A 17,995-nucleotide genomic window follows, 5' to 3' on the forward strand; every position below is an offset into this window, starting at 1 on the left:
TTTTAAAATCTCCTCCTATAAATGCGCTGCGCTCCTTCAATGACCGGGGCCAGCTTTTCCCGTTCCGCCACGGCGATACCGATGCCCCGCACGACGGCCAGCTCCGGCTCGGCGGCCAGGACGACGGGAACGCCCAGTTCCTGAGAAAAGAGCTGTTCCATGCCCTTGAGCTTGGCGCCGCCGCCAGTCAGCACGACGCCGTGCTCCATAATATCGGCCGACAGCTCCGGCGGCGTTTCCTGAAGGGCCGACCGCACCAAGTCGAGTATTTTCATGAGGGGCCTGCCGATGACCTGATAGAGCTCGCTGGCCTGGACGGCGCATTCCTTCTGCAGTCCGTCGTCGAGGCCCCGGCCTGTGAAGTAATAGCCCCGGTCTTCCAGAGGCAGTACAGCCGAGCCGTTGGTAATCTTCATCTCTTCAATGGTCATGTCGTCGGTGACGATATCGTATTGGCCGCGCAGGTAATCTTTAATCGCTTCATTGAAATCGAGGCTGCCCAGGTGAATGGACTTGGACACGACGATGCCGCCCAAGGAAAGGATAGCCACATTCGTCGTGCCGCCGCCGATGTTAACGACCATGTTGCCTACGGGATCGTATACGGGCATGTTGACGCCCATGGCCGCGGCAACGGCCGTGTCGACGAGGTAGGCTTCCTTGGCTCCGGCCTGATAGACGGCTTCCATGACGGCCCTCTTTTCGACGTTGGACGCCGCAGCCGGCACGCCGACCATGATGCGCAGGCGCTGGACGCTGCGGACGCATTTGCTGAGGATATAGCCCAGCATCGTCCGCGTCACGCCGTAGTCGGCGACGACGCCGTTCAGCAGGGGCCGATGGATCTTCACCGTTTCCGGCGACTTCGACAGCATGCTTTCCGCCCCGTTGCCGATGGCTACGAGCTTGCGGTTCCGCTCGTCCGTCGCCACGATGGAAGGCTCGGAAAAGACGACGCCCCGCCCTTCTACGTAGACCTGGGTCGTGCACGTTCCCAAGTCAATACCTATATTTTTAGTTAATGGAGAAAAAATCGAAGCCATGCCAAAACCCTTTCCTATACTATGTAATCATCTTCATATTTTAGCACACCAAGGCGATTTTCGCACTATATTTTCATCAAAATCACCGACGGCCGCGCAGGCCAAAACAAAGGCGGCGTCGAAAGCCTTCCCTCTGCCGGGTCCGGTTTCAGCGCCGCGCCGCGTCTTATTCTTCCGTGTCTTCTTTTAAGTACGTCCAGCCTTCTTGCTGGTAGATCTTCTGTTCCTTCATGAGATGGCCCAGGGCCCGCTTGAACGCGGCCTTGCTCAGGCCGAACTTCGTCTTGATGACTGCCGGCGCCGTCTTATCGCCGTAGGGCATCTTTCCCTTCCGCTGCTTGAGGAAGGCCAGGATTTTTTCGCTGTCCGGATTGATGGCGTTTTCCTTGGTCTGGCGCAGGGAAATGTTGATGCGGCCGTCTTCGCGCAGGTACGTGATGCGCCCCTTGACCATCTGGCCGATGAGGATGGGGCCGCTGAATTCGCTGCGGTGCAGAAAGGCGATCCACCGTTCCCGCGTCATGAGGTAGGCTCCCTGGTCGGTCATGTTGTAGACCGCCCCTTCGACCCAGTCGCCGACCTTGGCGTCCGTCGCCGCCCTGGAGGCCCGGCGCATTTCGTCTTCTACTTCCATAGATACGGCCAGGCGATGGGACTTGTCTTCATACAGCTTAACCCATACGTATTCCCCTTCCTTGGGGCGTCCCTTCATTTCGGCAAAGGGCATGAAGATGCCCCGCTCCGTACCGACGTCGACGAAGGCGCCGAAGCGCGTCGTGTTGATGACCGGCGCATAGCCGATCTGGCCGACCTTGATTTTCGGCAGGCGCATACTGGCCGTCAGGCGGCCCGACGGGTCATGATACAAGAAGACCGTAACCTTGTCGCCGACATGGACCTCTTCGGTCTGCTGATTTTTATGGAGCAGTATGTCGTCGTTCGTATTGCCCGTGCCGCCGTTTAAAAATACGCCCATGTCGCTGGCGCGCAATACTTCCAGCGTGGCAATGCTGTTTTCCTGCAGTACCTGCATCTTACTCACCTTCGAACGGAATCCGTTCGGCGTCGCACCACAAGTTTTCCAAATCATAGTAGCTGCGGTCCTGTTCGACAAATACGTGAGCCACGACTTCACCGGCGTCGATGAGTATCCACTTGCCTTCGCGGTAGCCTTCGACGTGGCGCACGTCGTAGCCATGCTTTTCCATTTCTTCTTCAATGTTGTCGGCAATGCTCTGGGCCTGCTTGTTGTTGCGGGCGCTGCAGATGACGAAATAATCGGCCATCATGGACGACTGTTCCATGTCGAGGATGACGATGTTCCAGCTCTTTTTGTCACTAGCGGCCTGGGCCGCAATTTCATAGCTTTTCAGTTCTCTTTCTTCTTTCGTTGTCTTTATGGTAATTGGCATTCTGTGTTCTCCTTCTCTGACTCTGCCTTACGGCGTGTTGCTGGGCGGTTCGGGCGCCGGCGCGATGGCGTTGTTCGTCGCGCCGATGATTTTCTGCCCTTCTACGGGGTCGTAGCTCCACAGCGTTTTGCCGCCTGTCGCCCCGTCGTTGGTATTTTCGCCGGGCAAAATATAAAAATGAATGTCTTCAGCCGGCACGTGGCGGAAGCTGAAGGCCAGGGCCGCTATATCCTTTGCGGAAATATTCGAATCTACGTTGTTCCAGAAGCGGTATAAAAACAGCATGTTGGAAATACCGAAGTGCTGCTGCCGGTCGGCGTAAAACAGCTTGACCAGCCGTTCCTGCCGCTGGGTTCGCGACAGGTAGCCGTCTTCGTCGATGTAGCGCATGTAGCCCGCCGCTTCCTGCCCTGTCAGGGTCTGATACCCTTGAAACAGGTTGATATCCGTCGCGCCCGTTTCGTCGGCGTGGTACATGTTTTCTTCCACATACATGGGCAGTCCGCCGCTCATGTCGATCATCTTCACGAAGGTATCTTCGGAAAATTCGACATAAAAAGGAACGGGAATGTGAAACATGTCTTCCACGACGGCCTGAACGAGGGTCCGGCCGCCTTCGGTATACACGTCCTGGAGCTCCTGAATCCCCTTTTCCTTGCGGCCTTCAATCTTCGTATTGTCCGGCAGCATAATGAAGTCGATATGCTTCTTTTCCTTATTGACTGCCGCCAGGCCGACGAAGTTGACCTGCTGCGGCGTGTTGCCGTCGCGGCCGATGACCAGTACGTACAGGGGCGTATCGGGGCTGATCTGCTCAAAGGACCCTGACGCACCGTTCTGCACGGCGTCGAGGCGGTTCTGAAACTGTTCGGCCCGGGACGTCTGGTAGTGCCGCCACGCCGTCACGGACAAGAACAGAACGGCCGCAACGGCGACGATGCCCGCCAGCAGGTGCAGCAGCTTTCTGCGCCGCTCCCGTTCGCCCGGCATAGTATGCTTTTTTTTCGGACGGTGAAACCATTTCTTCTTATCCATGATGGGTCCGATCCTTCTTCATCGATAAAATATGGGCATTCCGATTGGTCACCGTGCCGACGTAAATCGTCTTGCCCTGCTCCAGCAGATGGAATATGGTCGAATCGTAGCCGGCCAGCACGGCTTTATCCAAGTCTTCCGCAGCTAGTCGGCGCAGCTTGTCCACGCCGTCGAAATCGCGGTTGACCTCGATGTAATCAGCCATAAAAATAATTTTTTCCAAGAGGCTCATATGCTCGGCCCCGGTCGTATGATGGGCCAGGGACGCTAAAAGGTCGGCGTCGTCGATGCCGTACTGTTCCCGGGCTATGGTCACGGCCGCGTAGCCGTGGAGCAGGCTGCCGATAGATACGACCGTATCGGGCAAGGTGCTGCCGAAGCTACGCCAGGCCAGCTTCTGCATAGCCGGCAGATCCATCTGCTTGGCCGCGTCGTGCAGCAGGCCGGCGACCTCGGCCTGATCGGCATCGCCGCCGTACTTCTCGGCCAGCTGGCGCGCCGCCTGGGCCACGCCCAGCACGTGCTGGTACCGGTGCGTGCTCAGCGTCCCTTTTAAATGTTCTTTAATGGTTGTCTTGAGTTCTTCGCTGTACATTGATATACTCCATGTTTTTCGATATATTCTATAACGACTTTGGGCATCATGTATCGGACGGACAGTCCGCTGCGTATACGGTGCCGCAGTTCAGTCGAAGAGATTTGCATAGTCGGCACGGTCAGCTTTAAAATGTGCTTTCCCAGCTCGCCGAAATGCTCGACGACCTGGCCGATGGACTGCGTGCCGTCAGGCCGCGTCGCGCCGACAAACTGGCACAGCGAGAGGATTTCCTCCGGCTTGTACCACTGCGGCAGATCCTGTATCGTATCGGTTCCCGATATGAAATACAAAATATACGACGGGCCGTAAAATTCCTTTAAAAACCGCAGCGTATCAATGGTGTACGACCGTCCCTTGCGGCGTATTTCCAAATCGCTGACGGCAAAATAGGGATTGTCGGCCGTCGCCAGCCTGGTCATGGCCAGGCGTTGTTCCGCCGTCGCGCCGTCTATATTTTTATTGGGCGTTATGTACGAAGGGATGAACAACACCCTGTCGAGATGAAAGGTCTGCCGCGCTTCTTCGGCAATCATCAGGTGTCCCAGATGAATGGGATTAAAAGTTCCCCCCATGATCCCCAGCCTAGTGATTTCCATGGTACAGATAAATTCCTCCCCACACCAGCGCCAGCGTCAGGCCGTATAACAACAGCCAGATGGCGTAGTGCTTGTATTCGTAGCGAGTCTTCGGCGCTGACAGGTACTGCCGCAGCGTCCGCATGTAGGCCTGTACGACACGCTTCATTACCGGATCTGGCCCTGACCGCGGACGACGTATTTATAAGATACGAGGGCTTCCAGCCCCATGGGGCCGCGGACGTGCAGCTTCTGCGTGCTGATGCCGATTTCTGCGCCGAAGCCGAATTCAAAGCCGTCGGTAAACCGCGTCGATGCGTTGACGTACACTGCCGCCGAATCGACGCTGCGCAGAAAAGCTTCAGCCGTTTCCGGATTGTCCGTCACAATGGCTTCAGAATGATGCGTGCTGTAGCGGCGGATGTGAGCCAGCGCTTCGTCCAGAGATGATACGGTCCGGATAGACATGACGAGGGCGTTGTATTCCGTTTCCCAATCGACTTCTTCTGCGGCGAGGACGGCGCTGTCGACGCTGCGCGCCAAGTCGTCGCCGCGCATTTCGACGCAGTCCTGCTTCATGACCGGCACGAGCTTTTTCATCAGCGGGGCCAATACGCTTTCATGAACCAGCAGCGTTTCCATGGCGTTGCACGTAGACGGCCGGGACACCTTGGCGTTTTCGATGATGCGGACGGCCATGTCCAGGTCGGCGTCCTTGTCGACGTAGACGTGGCAGACGCCGCTTCCCGTTTCGACGCAGGGAACCGTCGCCGTTTCGACGACCATGCGGATGAGGCCGGCGCCGCCGCGGGGAATGGCCAGGTCGATGTACTGACGCAGGGTCAGCAGTTCCTTTACCAAGGCCCGATCTGTATTTTCCAGCAGCCCTACGACGTCGGGATTGAGGCCCGCCGCTTTGAGAGCCTCCTTAATAACGGCGACCAAAGCCGTGTTGGAATGAATGGCCTCGCTGCCGCCGCGGAGAACGCAGGCGTTGCCCGACTTGATGCACAGGGCCGCGGCGTCGACGGTGACGTTGGGCCGCGATTCGTAAATGATGGCGATGACGCCCAAGGGCACAGTCACCTTGCAGATGTGCAGCCCGTTGGGCCGGTCCCATTCTGCCAGACAGCGGCCGACCGGGTCGGGAAGCTCGATGACCTGGCGCACGCCGGCAGCCATATCGTGAATCCGCTGTTCGGTCAGCTTCAAACGATCCAGCATGGCTTCGCTCATGCCGTTGTTCCGTGCCGCGGCAATATCAAGATGATTGGCTTCTATAATATAGGCGGCCTGCCGTTCCAGCTCGTCGGCTAAATACGCCAAGGCTTTATTTTTCGTATCCGTACCGACCAGGGCCAGCTCCTGAGCCCCGGCCTTAGCCGCTCTGGCTTTGACTAATACTTCTGATTCCATAGCAATCCCTCCTCACTGCATGACGACGAGGTTGTCGCGGTGAATGACTTCTTCATATACGCCTTCGTGGCCGAGAATCTTGGTGATGTCGTCGGTCTTATGGCGCTTGATGGCTTCGACGCTTTCGCTGTTGTAGTTGACGATGCCCTTGGCAATGACGAGGCCTTCGTACATGACGTTGACGATGTCTCCTTCGTGGAACTCACCCTCTACAGCAGCGATGCCTACGGGCAGCAGGCTGGAGCCGTGCTCGACGAGGGCGTTGCGGCAGCCGCCGTCTACGATAAGGCTGCCCCGGGCCTTGCCTCCCGACAGGAGCCAACGCTTTTTCGTATGCAGGTTCGAATCCTTGGCCGTAAACCAAGTGCCGACGTCCTCGCCCTGGCAGATGCGGCGCAGGACGCCGTCTTCGCTGCCCGAGGCGATGACCATGTCGACGCCCGACGAGGTGGCGATGGATGCGGCCTGTATCTTCGTGTACATGCCGCCCGTGCCGATAGACGAGCCGGCTCCGCCGGCAATATCGTAAACGTGCTTGTCTACCTCCGTCACGACGGGAATGATGCGGGCCTCGGGATGGGTCTGCGGATTGGCCGTATACAGGCCGTCCACGTCGGAGAGGATGATGAGCAAGTCGGCTTCGATGAAATTGCTGACCATAGCCGACAAGGTGTCGTTGTCGCCGATTTTAAACTCGTCGATGGCTACGACATCGTTTTCGTTGATGATGGGGATGACGCCCATCTGCAGCATCGTCAGCAAGGTATTGCGCGAATTCATGAACTTCTTGCGGTCCTGGGCGTCCATGCGCGTCAGCAGTACCTGACCGACGTTCTGCCCGTATTCGCGGAACATCTTTTCATAGGTGTGCATGAGGACGCCCTGCCCGACGGCGGCGACAGCCTGCTTTTTGCGGATCGTCTTGGGCCGCGCCGACAGCCCCAGCGGCCCCATGCCGGCGCTGACGGCGCCTGACGACACGAGGACCATTTCCTTCCCCTGATTTGCCAAATCGGCGATTTCCATTGCCAGCCGCTCGATGCGGTGGTAGTTGAGCTTCCCTGTCTCATGGGTCAGGGTGCTCGACCCTACCTTGACGACAATGCGATTTTTCTTTTGCAGCAATTCCCGGTTACCGGCCATGTTATCCCAACCTTACATCGTAATAAAATCGAAGTGCGATTTTTCGTCTTTTTTCTTGAACAATACGCCGTAGTGGCCGATGACCTGCACCAGCTCGGCGCCCAGCATATCGGCCAGGTCTTCCATCGTTTCCCGCGTGTCCAGATTGGCGTTGTTCAGGACGTGGACTTTGATGAGCTCCCGCGCCGTAATGGCCGCCCTGGCGCTGTCGATGACGGCGTCGCTCAGCCCTTCCTTGCCGATCTGCACGACCGACGGCATGAGGCTGGCCATTGCTTTTAATTTCTTCTTATCTTTATTGTTCACTCTCGTTGCTCCTTTTATTCGTGATATTCAAATTCCATTTCGCAGATGCGGACGGTGTTGCCGTCGCAAATGCCCTTTTCCTTCAGCAGCTTATCCAGCTCCATGTAGCGCCAGATGCGCTGGAAACGGCGCAGGGACTGGTCGTCGTCGAAGTTCGTCATGGCTACGAGGTTTTCAATGCGGGGCCCTGTAATGACGAAGGCTCCGTCGTCAGCCCGCTTGACTTCGAAATCCGGCTTGTCCTGCGCCTTGTAGACGACTTCTTCGGCGATTTCTTCCGGCTCTTCGACGTACGTTTCCAGCAAATCCCACAGCCGTTCGAGGAGGACTTCCAGCCCTTCGCCGGTCATGGCGCAGATGGGATATACTTCCTGTCCCCGTTCGTCCATGTAAGCTTTCAGCCGTTCCAGATTGTCCGAATCGCCGAGCATGTCGATTTTATTCGCCGCGATGATCTGTTTTTTCCGCGACAGCTTTTCGCTGTATTTGCGCAGCTCTTCGTTGATTTTTTCGTAATCCTCAATGGGGTCGCGGCCTTCCATGCCCGACACGTCGAGGACGTGGACCAGTATCTTCGTCCGCTCGATGTGGCGGAGGAAATCGTGGCCCAGGCCTACGCCTTCGCTGGCTCCTTCAATGAGGCCGGGAATGTCAGCCATGACGAAGCTGCGGTGATCGCTCAGGTCGACGACGCCGAGAATGGGGTTGAGCGTCGTAAAATGATAGGCCGCCACTTCCGGCTGGGCTGCCGATACCTTGCGCAGGATGCTCGACTTGCCGACGCTGGGATAGCCTAACAGGCCGATGTCAGCCAATACCTTCAGTTCCAGGCGGAGCCACCGTTCTTCTCCCGGTTCGCCCCGTTCGGCAAAGGTCGGCGTGCGGTTGGAACTGGAGCGGAAATGCCAGTTGCCCCGGCCGCCGCGGCCGCCTTTGGCTACGACAGCCTGCTGGCCGTCATGACTCAGGTCGGCGATGATCTGGCCCGATTCTTCGTCTTTTACGATCGTGCCTAAAGGAACCGTAATGAGCAGGTCTTCGGCGTTGCGGCCGTAGCAGTTCGCTCCCTGGCCCTTGCCGCCGGGCTTGGCCTTGAACAGGCGGCGGAAGCGGAAGTCGACGAGGGTGTTGACGTTGCGGTCGGCTACGAGGACGACGTTGCCGCCGTGGCCGCCGTCGCCGCCGTCAGGGCCGCCCTTGGGGACAAATTTTTCGCGGCGGAAGCTGCTCATGCCGTCGCCGCCTTTTCCGGACTGCACAAAAATTCTGGCTCTATCGATAAACATAATTCACCTCATTGAATACGAAATGTCTGAAAAGGACGCTATATACAGAAAGAGACACAGCATACATATACCATGTCTCCTGTCTATCTGTCCTGCTATATACACTTAAAACGGTACTGTTCAAATTTTAAAGCAAAACGGCTCGTCTGTAAAGTCATTTTGCCCAAGAAATTCAATTCGTTTACGGCTTCTGCAATAGTTCCAGCCCTTTTTCCAGCTGATAGTCGACGGGATCGTTCGGCTGCAGGGGCACGACGACGTCGGGCTCGATGCCCTTGCCTTCGACTTCCCGCCCCTTCGTCGTCCGATACTTGGCTACGGTGACCTTTACGGCGTCGTCCTTCGTAACGGGATAGACGCCCTGGACGGTTCCCTTGCCGAAGGTGCGGACGCCGACGATGGGCCCCAGCTGCAAGTCCTGCACGTCGCCGGCGACGATTTCCGACGCGCTGGCCGAATTTTCATTGACCAGCACGACGAGGGGAATGACCTCGTCCGTCCCGTCGGCGACGAACTGCTCTTCCTGGCCGTCGCTGCTCGTATAGGACACGACGACGCTGTTCTTCGGCACGAAGTTGCTGGCCACCAGCGTCGCCTGGTCGACTAGCCCGCCGGGATTATTGCGCAGGTCGAGAATCATCTTTTTCATGCCCTGGGCCCGCAGGGACTGATAGGCTTCGGTAAATTCCCGTCCCGTGTCCTCGCTGAACAAGGCGATGCGGACGTAGCCGATATCCGTCCCTTCGATCATCTCGCCGGCTGCCGTCTGCATGTGGATATTGCGGCGTATCAAGGTCATGTCCCTGTCGGCGCCGTCGCGGCGGATCGTCAGGACGACGGACGTATTTTCCGGGCCGCGGATGGACAGGGATACGTCTTCCAGCTCCATTCCCGCCGTCGGCTGGCCGTCGATAGCCATGATGACGTCGCCCCGCTGCAGTCCCGCCTCGCTGGCCGGGCTGCCGTCGATGACGCCGGCAATGAACACGCCTTCGTCGGCCTTACTGATGTACACGCCGATGCCGGCATAGGAGCCAGTCATCTGCTCCGTAAACATCTTGAATTCGTCGCCGGTCAAATACGTCGAATGCTTGTCGCCCAGAGTGTCTACGACGCCCTTCATGGCCCCGTCGAGCAGGGCCTTCTTGTCGATGTCGCCGGCATAATGGTCCTCTACGACGGCAATGGTGCGGAAGAATTTAAAAATTCCCATATAATCGCCTGTCAGTTCGTACGACAAGGCGGCCAGCAGAAGAAGAACTGAGGCGACGACCGTCGTAATCCACTGGAAAAAGGGCTTTGCTTCCTGAAAAAAACGCTTCATAGACTCTTTCATCACAGCGCCGCCTTATAAGTAGGCCATGGGGTCTACAGGGTCCCCGTTGGAACGCACTTCAAAGTGAACGTGCGGCCCCGTCGAATTGCCCGTCGAGCCGGCATAGGCGATGGTCTGCCCTTTAGAGACAGACTGGCCGGCCGATACGGCCAGGGATTCGTTGTGGCCGTACAAGGTCGACAGGCCGTTGCCGTGATCGATGATAACGGCGTAACCGTAGCCGCTGATCCAGCCGGCTTCCACGACGTAGCCGCTGTCGGCAGCCGCTACGGGCGTGCCGTAATCGACGCCGATATCCATGCCGCTGTGATAAATAGTCGAGCCGAAAATAGGATGGACGCGGTAGCCGTATTCGGACGTAATGACGCCGTTGACCGGCCACATCATAGCGCCGGATCCGCTGACGGGCTGATAGCTCGTGTATCCGCCTCCTCCCGACGACTGCTGGGCCGCCGCGGCCGCTGCCGCTGCCGCCCGTTCGGCCGCGCGCTGGCGGAGCATTTCGCCGATGGCTGCTGAAGACGCTTCCAATTCGCGGTAAGCCGCTTCTGCCGTGGCCTTATCGTTTTCAGCCTGATACAGAATAGCTTGCTGTTCCTTCTTATGTTCTTCAATTTCAGCCTTCTTCTGTTCCGCTTCGGCCTTCAGCTGTACCTGATGCTGCCGTTCCGCTTCCAGTTCCTGCCGGGCCTGATGGATGATATCCCGCTGTTCCCGAATGGACGAAATCAGCTCCATGTCGGCGGCGACGACCCGGCGCAGCAATTCGACGCGGTTGGCAAAGTCATTGAAGTCCTTGGCTCCCAGAATAACGTCGAGATAATTGAGCTGGCCGTGCATATAAATATCGCGGATGCGGACGCTGAACACGTCGAGACGCTTGTCCAGCTTAGCCTGTTCGGCCGCCAGCCGGGCTTCCGTATCCCTGATTTTGGCTTCCGTCTGGGCCAGCTGGTCGGAAATCGACTTGTATTCCGCTTCGGCGGCGTCGAGGTTTTCCTGGATGACCCGCAGCTTTTCAAAGACGCTGCCGATGACCGCTTCGGCTTCGTTTTTCTTTTGTTCCTGTTCCGCCATCTGCTGCTGCACGTCGGCCAGCTGGTTCTGCAAATCCTCGTCTTCGGCGAAAGACGCGAAGCACGGGCTCAGCAAGGCCGATATGACCATGGCAGCTACGTATTTTTTCTGTTTCGTAAACGTAACCATACCTTACACCTTCATATACCGCTTCAACGAAATCGTACTGCCGATAGCCCCGATGACCATGCTGATGAGCAGGAGGACGCCCCCCATTTGATACATGAAGGGGTACATGCCGACCATGGGCAGGAACGCCAGAGTACGGTGAATCGTCACCGTAATGAATTCATAGAACTGCAGCAGGGCCAGGTCGGCGATGACGCCGCCGATAAAGCCCAGGAACAGGCCTTCCAGCAGGAAGGGCCAGCGGATAAACCAGTTCGTCGCGCCGACGTATTTCATGATACCGATTTCCTTGCGGCGGGCAAATACGGTCAGGCGAATCGTATTGGAAATGATGAACAGCGTCGCAAAGGTCAAGAGAATGATCAAGGCGATGCCGCCCCAGCGGACGACGGCCGTAATCTGAAACAGCTGCTCGATGATTTCCTGGCCGTAATGGGAGCTTTCGACTTCCGGATATTCGGCGACAATAGCCGCCGTCTTTTTAACGGCTTCCGGATTGGTGAAGGTCAGCTCGTACGAGCTGGGCAGAGGGTTCTTCCCTTCCAGAGCGTTCAGGATGCCCGGCTGGTCCTTCATCCGTTCCTTCAGCTTTTCCATGGCCTGATCTTTATTGGTAAAGCTGAGTTCCTTGACATCAGGCAGAGCTTTCAGCCGGCGGCCGACGCTCATGACCTGGTCCGTCGTCAAGTCGTCCTTTAAATAGATGCTGATCTGCACCTGGCTCTCCAGATTTTCTGCAAAGTGATCCAAATTGGCGACGATAATCGTAAATACACCTAAGATGAAAAAGGACAAGGCGACCGTCGCAATGGACGCGATGGTCATGAAGCTGTTGCGCCAAAAAGACTTGACCGCTTCGGACACGAAGTAGCGCATCGTTCTAATCTTCATCGCCGTATCCTCCCTTCTGTTCGTCGCGGACTACTTTGCCGTCGACGATTTCGATGACCCGCTTGTTCATCAAGTCGACCATCTGCTTATCATGAGTAACCATGAGGACTGTCGTGCCCATATGGTTGATTTTCTTAAACGTTTCCATAATGTCCCTAGACGTGTCCGGGTCCAGGTTGCCCGTCGGTTCGTCGGCAATGAGCAGCAGGGGGCGGTTTACGATTGCCCGGGCGATAGCCACGCGCTGCTGCTCGCCGCCGCTCAGATTCTGCGGCAGGTCGTCGGCCTTGCTCAGCAAGCCGACCAAGTCTAGGACCGTCCGCACCCGCTCTTTAATGACCTTGCGCGGCGATTCGATAACTTCCATGGCAAAGGCCACGTTTTCCGCAGCCGTCTTATTGGGCAGGAGGCGGAAATCCTGGAAGACGATCCCCATTTTGCGCCGCAGATAAGGCACGCGGCTCTTAGGCAGCTTATTGACTTCTATCCCGTCGACGAAGACCGAGCCCTGGCTGGGCAGTTCTTCGTGGGACAGCATCTTGATAAACGTCGATTTGCCGGCGCCGCTGGCGCCGACGACAAATACAAATTCGCCCTTGCCGATGTGCAGCGACACATGGCTCAAGGCTACGGAACCATTTTCATATACTTTTGATACGTCTTTGAAATCAATCATGGGAAACCTCTTTCCAAGTATCTGTGCAAACTGCGGCCCTAACGGCCGTCCGTATTTCTGCTCTTCAGGCGAGCCCGCAAACTGTCCTTTCCTTCGATAATCCGCAGGGCCAAATAAGCGTTGCGCAGCGACTGGCGGCGCAGGTGATTGAGCCGCGCCTTCACGTCCGGCGCAATGCCTCCGGCAGCCAGCTTCCTCGTCACGTCGGCGACAAGATCTCCGGCGGAAACCGTCTCGACGGTACCGCAGAGCTTCTCTCCGATGAGCTGGATAAAACTGTCTATCTTCGGATCGTAGGAAATAGCCGTCACAGGCACCTCCATGAGGGAGGCGAACACCAGGGCGTGCAGGCGGTTGGCGATGACGGCGTCCATGCAGCCGATGAGAGACATGAATTCCACCGTATTATAGCCTTCCCGCAGGACGACGGCTTCCGTTTCCATCATGGCGGCAATATCCTCGCCGGCCTTGACGTCGGCGGGATACTGCATGGGAATGAAGATGATGCGGGCATCCAGACGGCGCTGCAGCTCGTCGGCGGCCTTGGCAATTTCTTCTTTATACCCCCTCATCCCCTGCCAGTCGCGTACAGCGACGCCGACGCGGGTCCGGATGCCTGTGACGCCGGCTTTTTTCAGCAAGTAAAAGCCGATTTTCTTATCGACGGGATGCATGGAAAGGACGGCGTCGGCCGTGACGTGAACCGGCGGAGCCGTCACGCCTAAAGACGCCAGCTCCCGCTTCGATTCGCTGTCGCGGACGCCGATAACCGTCGCCTGCTGCAGCACCTGCCGCACGGCCTGCCGGGCCTTTTCGCCCCGCACGGGACCTATGCCCTGGGCATAGAGCATGACGGGCTTATGGAAAAACAAAGCGATGCGCATGACCAGCAGATAATAGTAGAGGCTGCGAGTGCTGGTCACGTCCTGGAGCAGGCTGCCGCCGCCGCTAATAAGAATATCACAGCGGCGAATAGCCGCTGCGATAGCGAAAAAGTTCATGCGGTGAACTGTATGTACGTTGTGATGTTTCCGGGTCATCTGGCAGTTGCCCGTAATGACCGTAATCTCCACGTGGGGCATGATGTCCCGCAGGGAGCCGATAATAGCCGACAGCATGGCCTCGTCGCCGGCGTTGGCAAATCCGTAATAGCCGGAAATAACGACCTTACTCACGGGGCTTCACCCGCTTTCCCAGCCAATTCGTAATGTACTCGAGGAAGGCAACGCCGCAGACACCAATGATGCCTAAGGGCAGGCCCAGCAGCCAGCCGTCGATGCCCCGGATAAAGGACATCAGGAAGGGCGTGCGGATGTGGGCGAACGTTTCGACCATGGAGCCGACGCCTATCGTCGCAGCCAGCACTAACAGGAAGTGCAGTATCTGCGGCCATTTGCGGTACATGGCGGCGACCATGAGGAAGAAGGCCGGATGGCCGACGAGAAATTCCTTTTCCCGCGGACGGGCGTACATGGCATTTTCCAGAAACCGGCGCAGCGCTACTTCAAAATCGGGCACGGGAACGCCTGCCGTATGGCCGCTCCGCCCGACGAAAATGAAAGCTACCATAGCCAGCATGCCCAACAGGATGAGCGTCCCCATCTTGATGGGAATATTGAGGAAGTCCTTCGCAAAAGCCGCAAAATCCTGCGGCGAGGCGATCGTCCGGCCCCACAGGGGGAAGCGGAGCAAATAGCCTGCGGCTACCAATAGGATGGGCAGCATGAAGGTCAGCTTGACGCCGCGGTAAAAATCAAATTCCATAAAGAAACGGATATTGCCAAGCATGGCCGCAATATACAAGCCGCCGATCATGGCGATGGCCACGGCGCAGGTCAGGCCGACGGCGCCGTCGCGGACGACTCGTCCGTACCCCAGGGGCGCGTCTATCGGCTTCTTTCTCCACCAATCCAGCAGGAGGAGCATAGCCGCTGTCGGCGACGCGACAGCACAGCCGATAGCCATGAGCTGCAGGAACAGGGCGCTATGAAACAGAGCCGTTCCCCCGGCTCCGCCGACGACTGCCAGCGCCAGGAGAATATAATTTACCTTTTCCGATAAGGGAATGAACAGGTTCAGCACGAAGACAAACCCGCAGGCCGCGGCCGCGGCCGTCACGGCCAGCAGCAGGGCGTTGGGATAATACCCTTCCATAATAGAGGCCCTGCCCAGCGCATAGCCCCGGTCTTTCAATTTCCGGGACGTTTCCTGAATATAGGACAGATTCGTCTCCGTCAGGTTCATGCCGTGAAGGGGCTTTTTATACAGGGGATATAAATTGACGCGGACGTTGCGTTCCAAATCGCTGATGTAAAAGCGCATGGCCGCTTCTTCCGGCGTAATCTTTTCCAGTTCTTCCTTAGACATGGCGTAGATACGCACCGTTTGATAATCGAGGAGATCGGCCAAATCATACATGCCGTCCTGACGGTCGTACTGCAGCTGGTTGGCCGCTTCGATCATGTAAAAGGGCAGGCCCTGGGCCTTCATATGCTCCGCCGTCACAGCCAGCATCGCCTTGCGCTGCTCCTTGTCCGGCGTATAGCCCAGCACTTCCTTGCCGACGAACATGATGCCCGACACGTCGGGAATATCCGCGGCCCGCTGGAAAAACTGATCAATCTGCTCTTTCGATACGTTGCTGTAATTCGTCGGCCGCAGGATGACGTGGAACCCGCGGGCCGCAATGGCCTTGGCGTCGGCCGACAAGATTCCCAGATTCGTATCACCCAACGCCGGCATGGAGCCGCGCAGGCCTAAGATGCGGTATTGGGAATTGGCAATGACGCTGACGCTGTCCGCGCCGAGGCGGGTCTTCAGGTCTGCCGCAATTTCGTCGAAGTACGGGTCTTCCTTGTCCTTAGGCTGGCCGACGACGTAATAATCATAAGACAAATCGCCGATCTGCAGCTGCGGATAATACAGCTGGAAGCCCAGCCGCGTAATGAGCGATATGTCGCCCCGCTGGGTCAGCTTGTTCAGCGTCGTGTCGTATATGGTAAAGCTCGTAATGCCGGCCTGCCGGAATTTTTCCAGCGCCTCGCCGACGTCATAGCCGTCGTTGCGGACCATGCTGACGACGGCGTCGTAATCCATAGCCTGCTCGATCGTCATCGTCCGTTCTTCCACGGCGTAGCGCTGGACGCACATGTATATGGAGCAAAGGAGGCCGATGAGCACGGCGGCAATCATCAGCATGTTGCTGTAGCGATGTTGTTTTTCCATGTTTCCACCTTACTTAATGAGCGGCCGTCTGGCCGTGTATAGTCAGCACGTCGCCGTGCATCATCACGCTATCCGGTACGATTCCCAGGGGAAATTCGCTGAAATCGTACACTTCGGCGCTGCCCAGACCGCGGGCGCGGTATTTCATGCCGAAGCCCTCGACGGTGACGTCGTCGGGAATGAACATGAGCTTTTTCTCATCCATGCCGAAGCGGCCGTGAATAACCGCCCGGGCGTTCAGCAGGCCGCCCAGCTTGGCCGAGCCGCTGACTTCAATCGTATCGCCCAGAAAGACGACCGACACGTCCTTCAGGCCGTCTACCTTTTCCACTAAAAAATTGCGCAGCTCATTGCTGCTCACGGACGCCGACATTTCGCCGTGCGCGGCGGAAGCCAGGGTCATCTGCTGGTCCAGCAAGGCGTCCATCGGGCTGAATTTCACGCCCTGCAGGTCGCAGTCAAAGCTGTCGAACATCAGGCCGCCGACGCGGAAGGCCTTGCCGTGGACGCTGACCGCATCGAGCTCGCCGAGGAGCACCTTCATGCCCGGCGAGGCCTCGACGCGCACGTCTTCCGGTTTGAGGTCCATCTTCTGGGACAAGGCGTAATGAAGAGCCACTTCCGCCGTCTTCGGGCCGAAGGCGTTGACGCCGACGAGAACCGCCGCCGCGATGATCAAAAGTGTGATTAGCTTTTTCATTTATATATCCTGTCTTGAAATCTTCTTATCCTTTTCCTGCTGCAGATAGCCTTCGATGAAGATATCTAAATCGCCGTCCATAACGGCCTGGATATTGCCCGTTTCCACGCCGGTGCGGTGGTCCTTGACCAAGTTGTAGGGATGGAATACGTACGAGCGTATCTGGCTCCCCCATTCGATGGCCTGATGGACGCCGCCGATTTCGGCTTTCAGTTTTTCCTGCTTTTCCCGTTCCAATTCAAAGAGCTTGGCCCGCAGGTACTTCAAGCACATTTCCTTGTTCTGGAGCTGGGACCGTTCGTTCTGGCACTGGACGACGATGCCCGTCGGCATATGGGTCATGCGGACGGCCGAGCTGGTCTTGTTGACGTGCTGGCCGCCGGCGCCGGAGGCGCGGAAGTAGTCGACGCGGACGTCGTCCATATTGATTTCTACGTCTACGTCGTCAGGCAGCTCGGGCATGACGTCTACGGCCGTAAAGGACGTATGGCGGCGCGCCGCCGCGTCGAAGGGGGAAATGCGGACCAGGCGGTGCACCCCTTTTTCCGACTTCAAATACCCGTAGGCATATTCGCCTTCAATCGTAAAGGCTGCGCTCTTGATGCCCGCTTCGTCGCCGGGCTGCATATCCATGACGTTGATGCGGTAGCCGTTGCGCTCGGCCCAGCGCATGTACATGCGGATGAGCATCTGCGCCCAGTCCTGGGCTTCGGTGCCGCCGGCGCCGGCGTGGAAGGTGACGATGGCGTTGCACGTATCGTATTCATCGGAAAGAAGCAGGAGGATTTCCCTCTTTTCTACGTCTTTTACCAGTTCCTTATACTGCTTTTCGATTTCGCCAGCCAAATCGGCATCGCCTTCTTCCATAGCCAGCTCCAGGTAGTCGCAGGCATCCTGCACCCGCTGCACCAGCTCTTTATGGCCTTCGACTTCGGCTTTCAGCTGCGTCGCTTCCTGGGAAATAGCCTTGGCCTTTTCCGGGTCATTCCAAAAGTCCGGATCGCTCATCTGCATATCCAGATTCATAATTCGTTCTTCTTTTCGAGGTAAGCTAAAGTGAATCCCCGATTTCTTGTATTCTATTCTGCAAATCTTCCAAAGGCTTACGCAATTCTTCTAATAGCACAAGTATCACCATCTTTCATAT

At 57.2% G+C, this 17,995-nt stretch carries 19 protein-coding genes; all 19 read right to left on the reverse strand.

What is annotated here, in order from left to right; all coding sequences use genetic code 11:
* Nucleotides 1-2: 2 nt before the first annotated feature.
* Nucleotides 3-1,043 (reverse strand): rod shape-determining protein, encoded by a 1,041-nt coding sequence (locus tag B5F80_RS03810; protein WP_087477495.1) that lies wholly within the window; start codon nt 1,041-1,043, stop codon nt 3-5.
* A 166-nt stretch (nt 1,044-1,209) separates the two neighbouring features.
* Nucleotides 1,210-2,076, reverse strand: a complete 867-nt coding sequence (locus tag B5F80_RS03815) for a S1-like domain-containing RNA-binding protein (protein WP_087477496.1) — start codon at nt 2,074-2,076, stop codon at nt 1,210-1,212.
* A 1-nt stretch (nt 2,077) separates the two neighbouring features.
* Nucleotides 2,078-2,455, reverse strand: a complete 378-nt coding sequence (rsfS, locus tag B5F80_RS03820; protein WP_087477497.1) for a ribosome silencing factor — start codon at nt 2,453-2,455, stop codon at nt 2,078-2,080.
* A 27-nt stretch (nt 2,456-2,482) separates the two neighbouring features.
* The gene (locus tag B5F80_RS03825; RefSeq protein ID WP_239386299.1) at nt 2,483-3,490 is read right to left on the reverse strand and encodes an LCP family protein; all 1,008 of its coding nucleotides are present in this window, start codon (nt 3,488-3,490) and stop codon (nt 2,483-2,485) included.
* Nucleotides 3,483-4,085 (reverse strand): bis(5'-nucleosyl)-tetraphosphatase (symmetrical) YqeK, encoded by a 603-nt coding sequence (yqeK, locus tag B5F80_RS03830; protein ID WP_087477498.1) that lies wholly within the window; start codon nt 4,083-4,085, stop codon nt 3,483-3,485. The genes B5F80_RS03825 and yqeK overlap by 8 nt, the downstream gene beginning before the upstream one ends.
* Nucleotides 4,043-4,684 (reverse strand): nicotinate-nucleotide adenylyltransferase, encoded by a 642-nt coding sequence (gene nadD / locus B5F80_RS03835; protein ID WP_087477499.1) that lies wholly within the window; start codon nt 4,682-4,684, stop codon nt 4,043-4,045. The genes yqeK and nadD overlap by 43 nt, the downstream gene beginning before the upstream one ends.
* A complete protein-coding gene (locus tag B5F80_RS11340; RefSeq protein WP_162860315.1) occupies nt 4,671-4,832 on the reverse strand; it encodes a hypothetical protein in 162 nt (53 codons plus the stop codon). The genes nadD and B5F80_RS11340 overlap by 14 nt, the downstream gene beginning before the upstream one ends.
* Nucleotides 4,832-6,079: a glutamate-5-semialdehyde dehydrogenase gene (locus B5F80_RS03840; RefSeq protein WP_087477500.1), complete on the reverse strand. Its 1,248-nt coding sequence runs from the start codon at nt 6,077-6,079 to the stop codon at nt 4,832-4,834. The genes B5F80_RS11340 and B5F80_RS03840 overlap by 1 nt, the downstream gene beginning before the upstream one ends.
* A 12-nt stretch (nt 6,080-6,091) precedes the next feature.
* Entirely contained in the window at nt 6,092-7,222 is a 1,131-nt protein-coding gene (gene proB / locus B5F80_RS03845; RefSeq protein WP_087477501.1) for a glutamate 5-kinase, read from the reverse strand.
* A gap of 12 nt (nt 7,223-7,234) precedes the next feature.
* Nucleotides 7,235-7,528 carry a YhbY family RNA-binding protein gene (locus B5F80_RS03850; RefSeq protein WP_087477502.1) on the reverse strand — a complete coding sequence of 98 codons (294 nt, stop codon included), beginning with the start codon at nt 7,526-7,528 and terminating at the stop codon, nt 7,235-7,237.
* Nucleotides 7,529-7,542: 14 nt separating this feature from the next.
* Nucleotides 7,543-8,814, reverse strand: coding sequence for a GTPase ObgE (obgE, locus tag B5F80_RS03855; protein ID WP_087477503.1), 1,272 nt, complete (start codon nt 8,812-8,814; stop codon nt 7,543-7,545).
* Between the two features lie 181 nt (nt 8,815-8,995).
* The gene (locus tag B5F80_RS03860) at nt 8,996-10,150 is read right to left on the reverse strand and encodes a S41 family peptidase (protein WP_087477504.1); all 1,155 of its coding nucleotides are present in this window, start codon (nt 10,148-10,150) and stop codon (nt 8,996-8,998) included.
* A gap of 12 nt (nt 10,151-10,162) precedes the next feature.
* Nucleotides 10,163-11,356: a M23 family metallopeptidase gene (locus tag B5F80_RS03865; protein WP_087477505.1), complete on the reverse strand. Its 1,194-nt coding sequence runs from the start codon at nt 11,354-11,356 to the stop codon at nt 10,163-10,165.
* A 3-nt stretch (nt 11,357-11,359) separates the two neighbouring features.
* A complete protein-coding gene (ftsX, locus tag B5F80_RS03870) occupies nt 11,360-12,247 on the reverse strand; it encodes a permease-like cell division protein FtsX (protein ID WP_087477506.1) in 888 nt (295 codons plus the stop codon).
* Nucleotides 12,237-12,923 carry a cell division ATP-binding protein FtsE gene (gene ftsE, locus B5F80_RS03875; RefSeq protein WP_087477507.1) on the reverse strand — a complete coding sequence of 229 codons (687 nt, stop codon included), beginning with the start codon at nt 12,921-12,923 and terminating at the stop codon, nt 12,237-12,239. The genes ftsX and ftsE overlap by 11 nt, the downstream gene beginning before the upstream one ends.
* A 38-nt stretch (nt 12,924-12,961) precedes the next feature.
* Nucleotides 12,962-14,098 carry a polysaccharide pyruvyl transferase CsaB gene (csaB, locus tag B5F80_RS03880; RefSeq protein WP_087477508.1) on the reverse strand — a complete coding sequence of 379 codons (1,137 nt, stop codon included), beginning with the start codon at nt 14,096-14,098 and terminating at the stop codon, nt 12,962-12,964.
* Complete coding sequence (locus B5F80_RS03885; protein WP_087477509.1) at nt 14,091-16,148, reverse strand: DUF5693 family protein; 2,058 nt, start codon at nt 16,146-16,148, stop codon at nt 14,091-14,093. The genes csaB and B5F80_RS03885 overlap by 8 nt, the downstream gene beginning before the upstream one ends.
* 13 nt (nt 16,149-16,161) lie before the next feature.
* Nucleotides 16,162-16,848 (reverse strand): LmeA family phospholipid-binding protein, encoded by a 687-nt coding sequence (locus B5F80_RS03890; RefSeq protein WP_087477510.1) that lies wholly within the window; start codon nt 16,846-16,848, stop codon nt 16,162-16,164.
* A protein-coding gene (gene prfB / locus B5F80_RS03895; protein ID WP_239478010.1) for a peptide chain release factor 2 occupies nt 16,849-17,986 on the reverse strand; the annotation gives its coding sequence in 2 pieces (ribosomal slippage) (nt 16,849-17,913 and nt 17,915-17,986; 1,137 coding nt in all).
* Nucleotides 17,987-17,995 lie beyond the last annotated feature (9 nt).

The organism is Megasphaera sp. An286 (assembly GCF_002163455.1).
In the GTDB taxonomy this organism is placed as follows: Bacteria; Bacillota; Negativicutes; order Veillonellales; family Megasphaeraceae; genus Megasphaera; species Megasphaera stantonii.

Bases quoted from the DNA above. Each gene is read 5' to 3' on its own strand.
- B5F80_RS11340 (WP_162860315.1), bottom strand. From the start codon at position 4,832: ATGAAGCGTGTCGTACAGGCCTACATGCGGACGCTGCGGCAGTACCTG.
- B5F80_RS03865 (WP_087477505.1), bottom strand. From the start codon at position 11,356: ATGGTTACGTTTACGAAACAGAAAAAATACGTAGCTGCCATGGTCATA.
- B5F80_RS03815 (WP_087477496.1), bottom strand. From the start codon at position 2,076: ATGCAGGTACTGCAGGAAAACAGCATTGCCACGCTGGAAGTATTGCGC.
- B5F80_RS03840 (WP_087477500.1), bottom strand. From the start codon at position 6,079: ATGGAATCAGAAGTATTAGTCAAAGCCAGAGCGGCTAAGGCCGGGGCT.
- B5F80_RS03860 (WP_087477504.1), bottom strand. From the start codon at position 10,150: ATGAAAGAGTCTATGAAGCGTTTTTTTCAGGAAGCAAAGCCCTTTTTC.
- B5F80_RS03890 (WP_087477510.1), bottom strand. From the start codon at position 16,848: ATGAAAAAGCTAATCACACTTTTGATCATCGCGGCGGCGGTTCTCGTC.
- B5F80_RS03810 (WP_087477495.1), bottom strand. From the start codon at position 1,043: ATGGCTTCGATTTTTTCTCCATTAACTAAAAATATAGGTATTGACTTG.
- yqeK (WP_087477498.1), bottom strand. From the start codon at position 4,085: ATGTACAGCGAAGAACTCAAGACAACCATTAAAGAACATTTAAAAGGG.
- ftsE (WP_087477507.1), bottom strand. From the start codon at position 12,923: ATGATTGATTTCAAAGACGTATCAAAAGTATATGAAAATGGTTCCGTA.
- B5F80_RS03825 (WP_239386299.1), bottom strand. From the start codon at position 3,490: ATGGATAAGAAGAAATGGTTTCACCGTCCGAAAAAAAAGCATACTATG.
- rsfS (WP_087477497.1), bottom strand. From the start codon at position 2,455: ATGCCAATTACCATAAAGACAACGAAAGAAGAAAGAGAACTGAAAAGC.
- obgE (WP_087477503.1), bottom strand. From the start codon at position 8,814: ATGTTTATCGATAGAGCCAGAATTTTTGTGCAGTCCGGAAAAGGCGGC.
- proB (WP_087477501.1), bottom strand. From the start codon at position 7,222: ATGGCCGGTAACCGGGAATTGCTGCAAAAGAAAAATCGCATTGTCGTC.
- B5F80_RS03885 (WP_087477509.1), bottom strand. From the start codon at position 16,148: ATGGAAAAACAACATCGCTACAGCAACATGCTGATGATTGCCGCCGTG.
- ftsX (WP_087477506.1), bottom strand. From the start codon at position 12,247: ATGAAGATTAGAACGATGCGCTACTTCGTGTCCGAAGCGGTCAAGTCT.
- nadD (WP_087477499.1), bottom strand. From the start codon at position 4,684: ATGGAAATCACTAGGCTGGGGATCATGGGGGGAACTTTTAATCCCATT.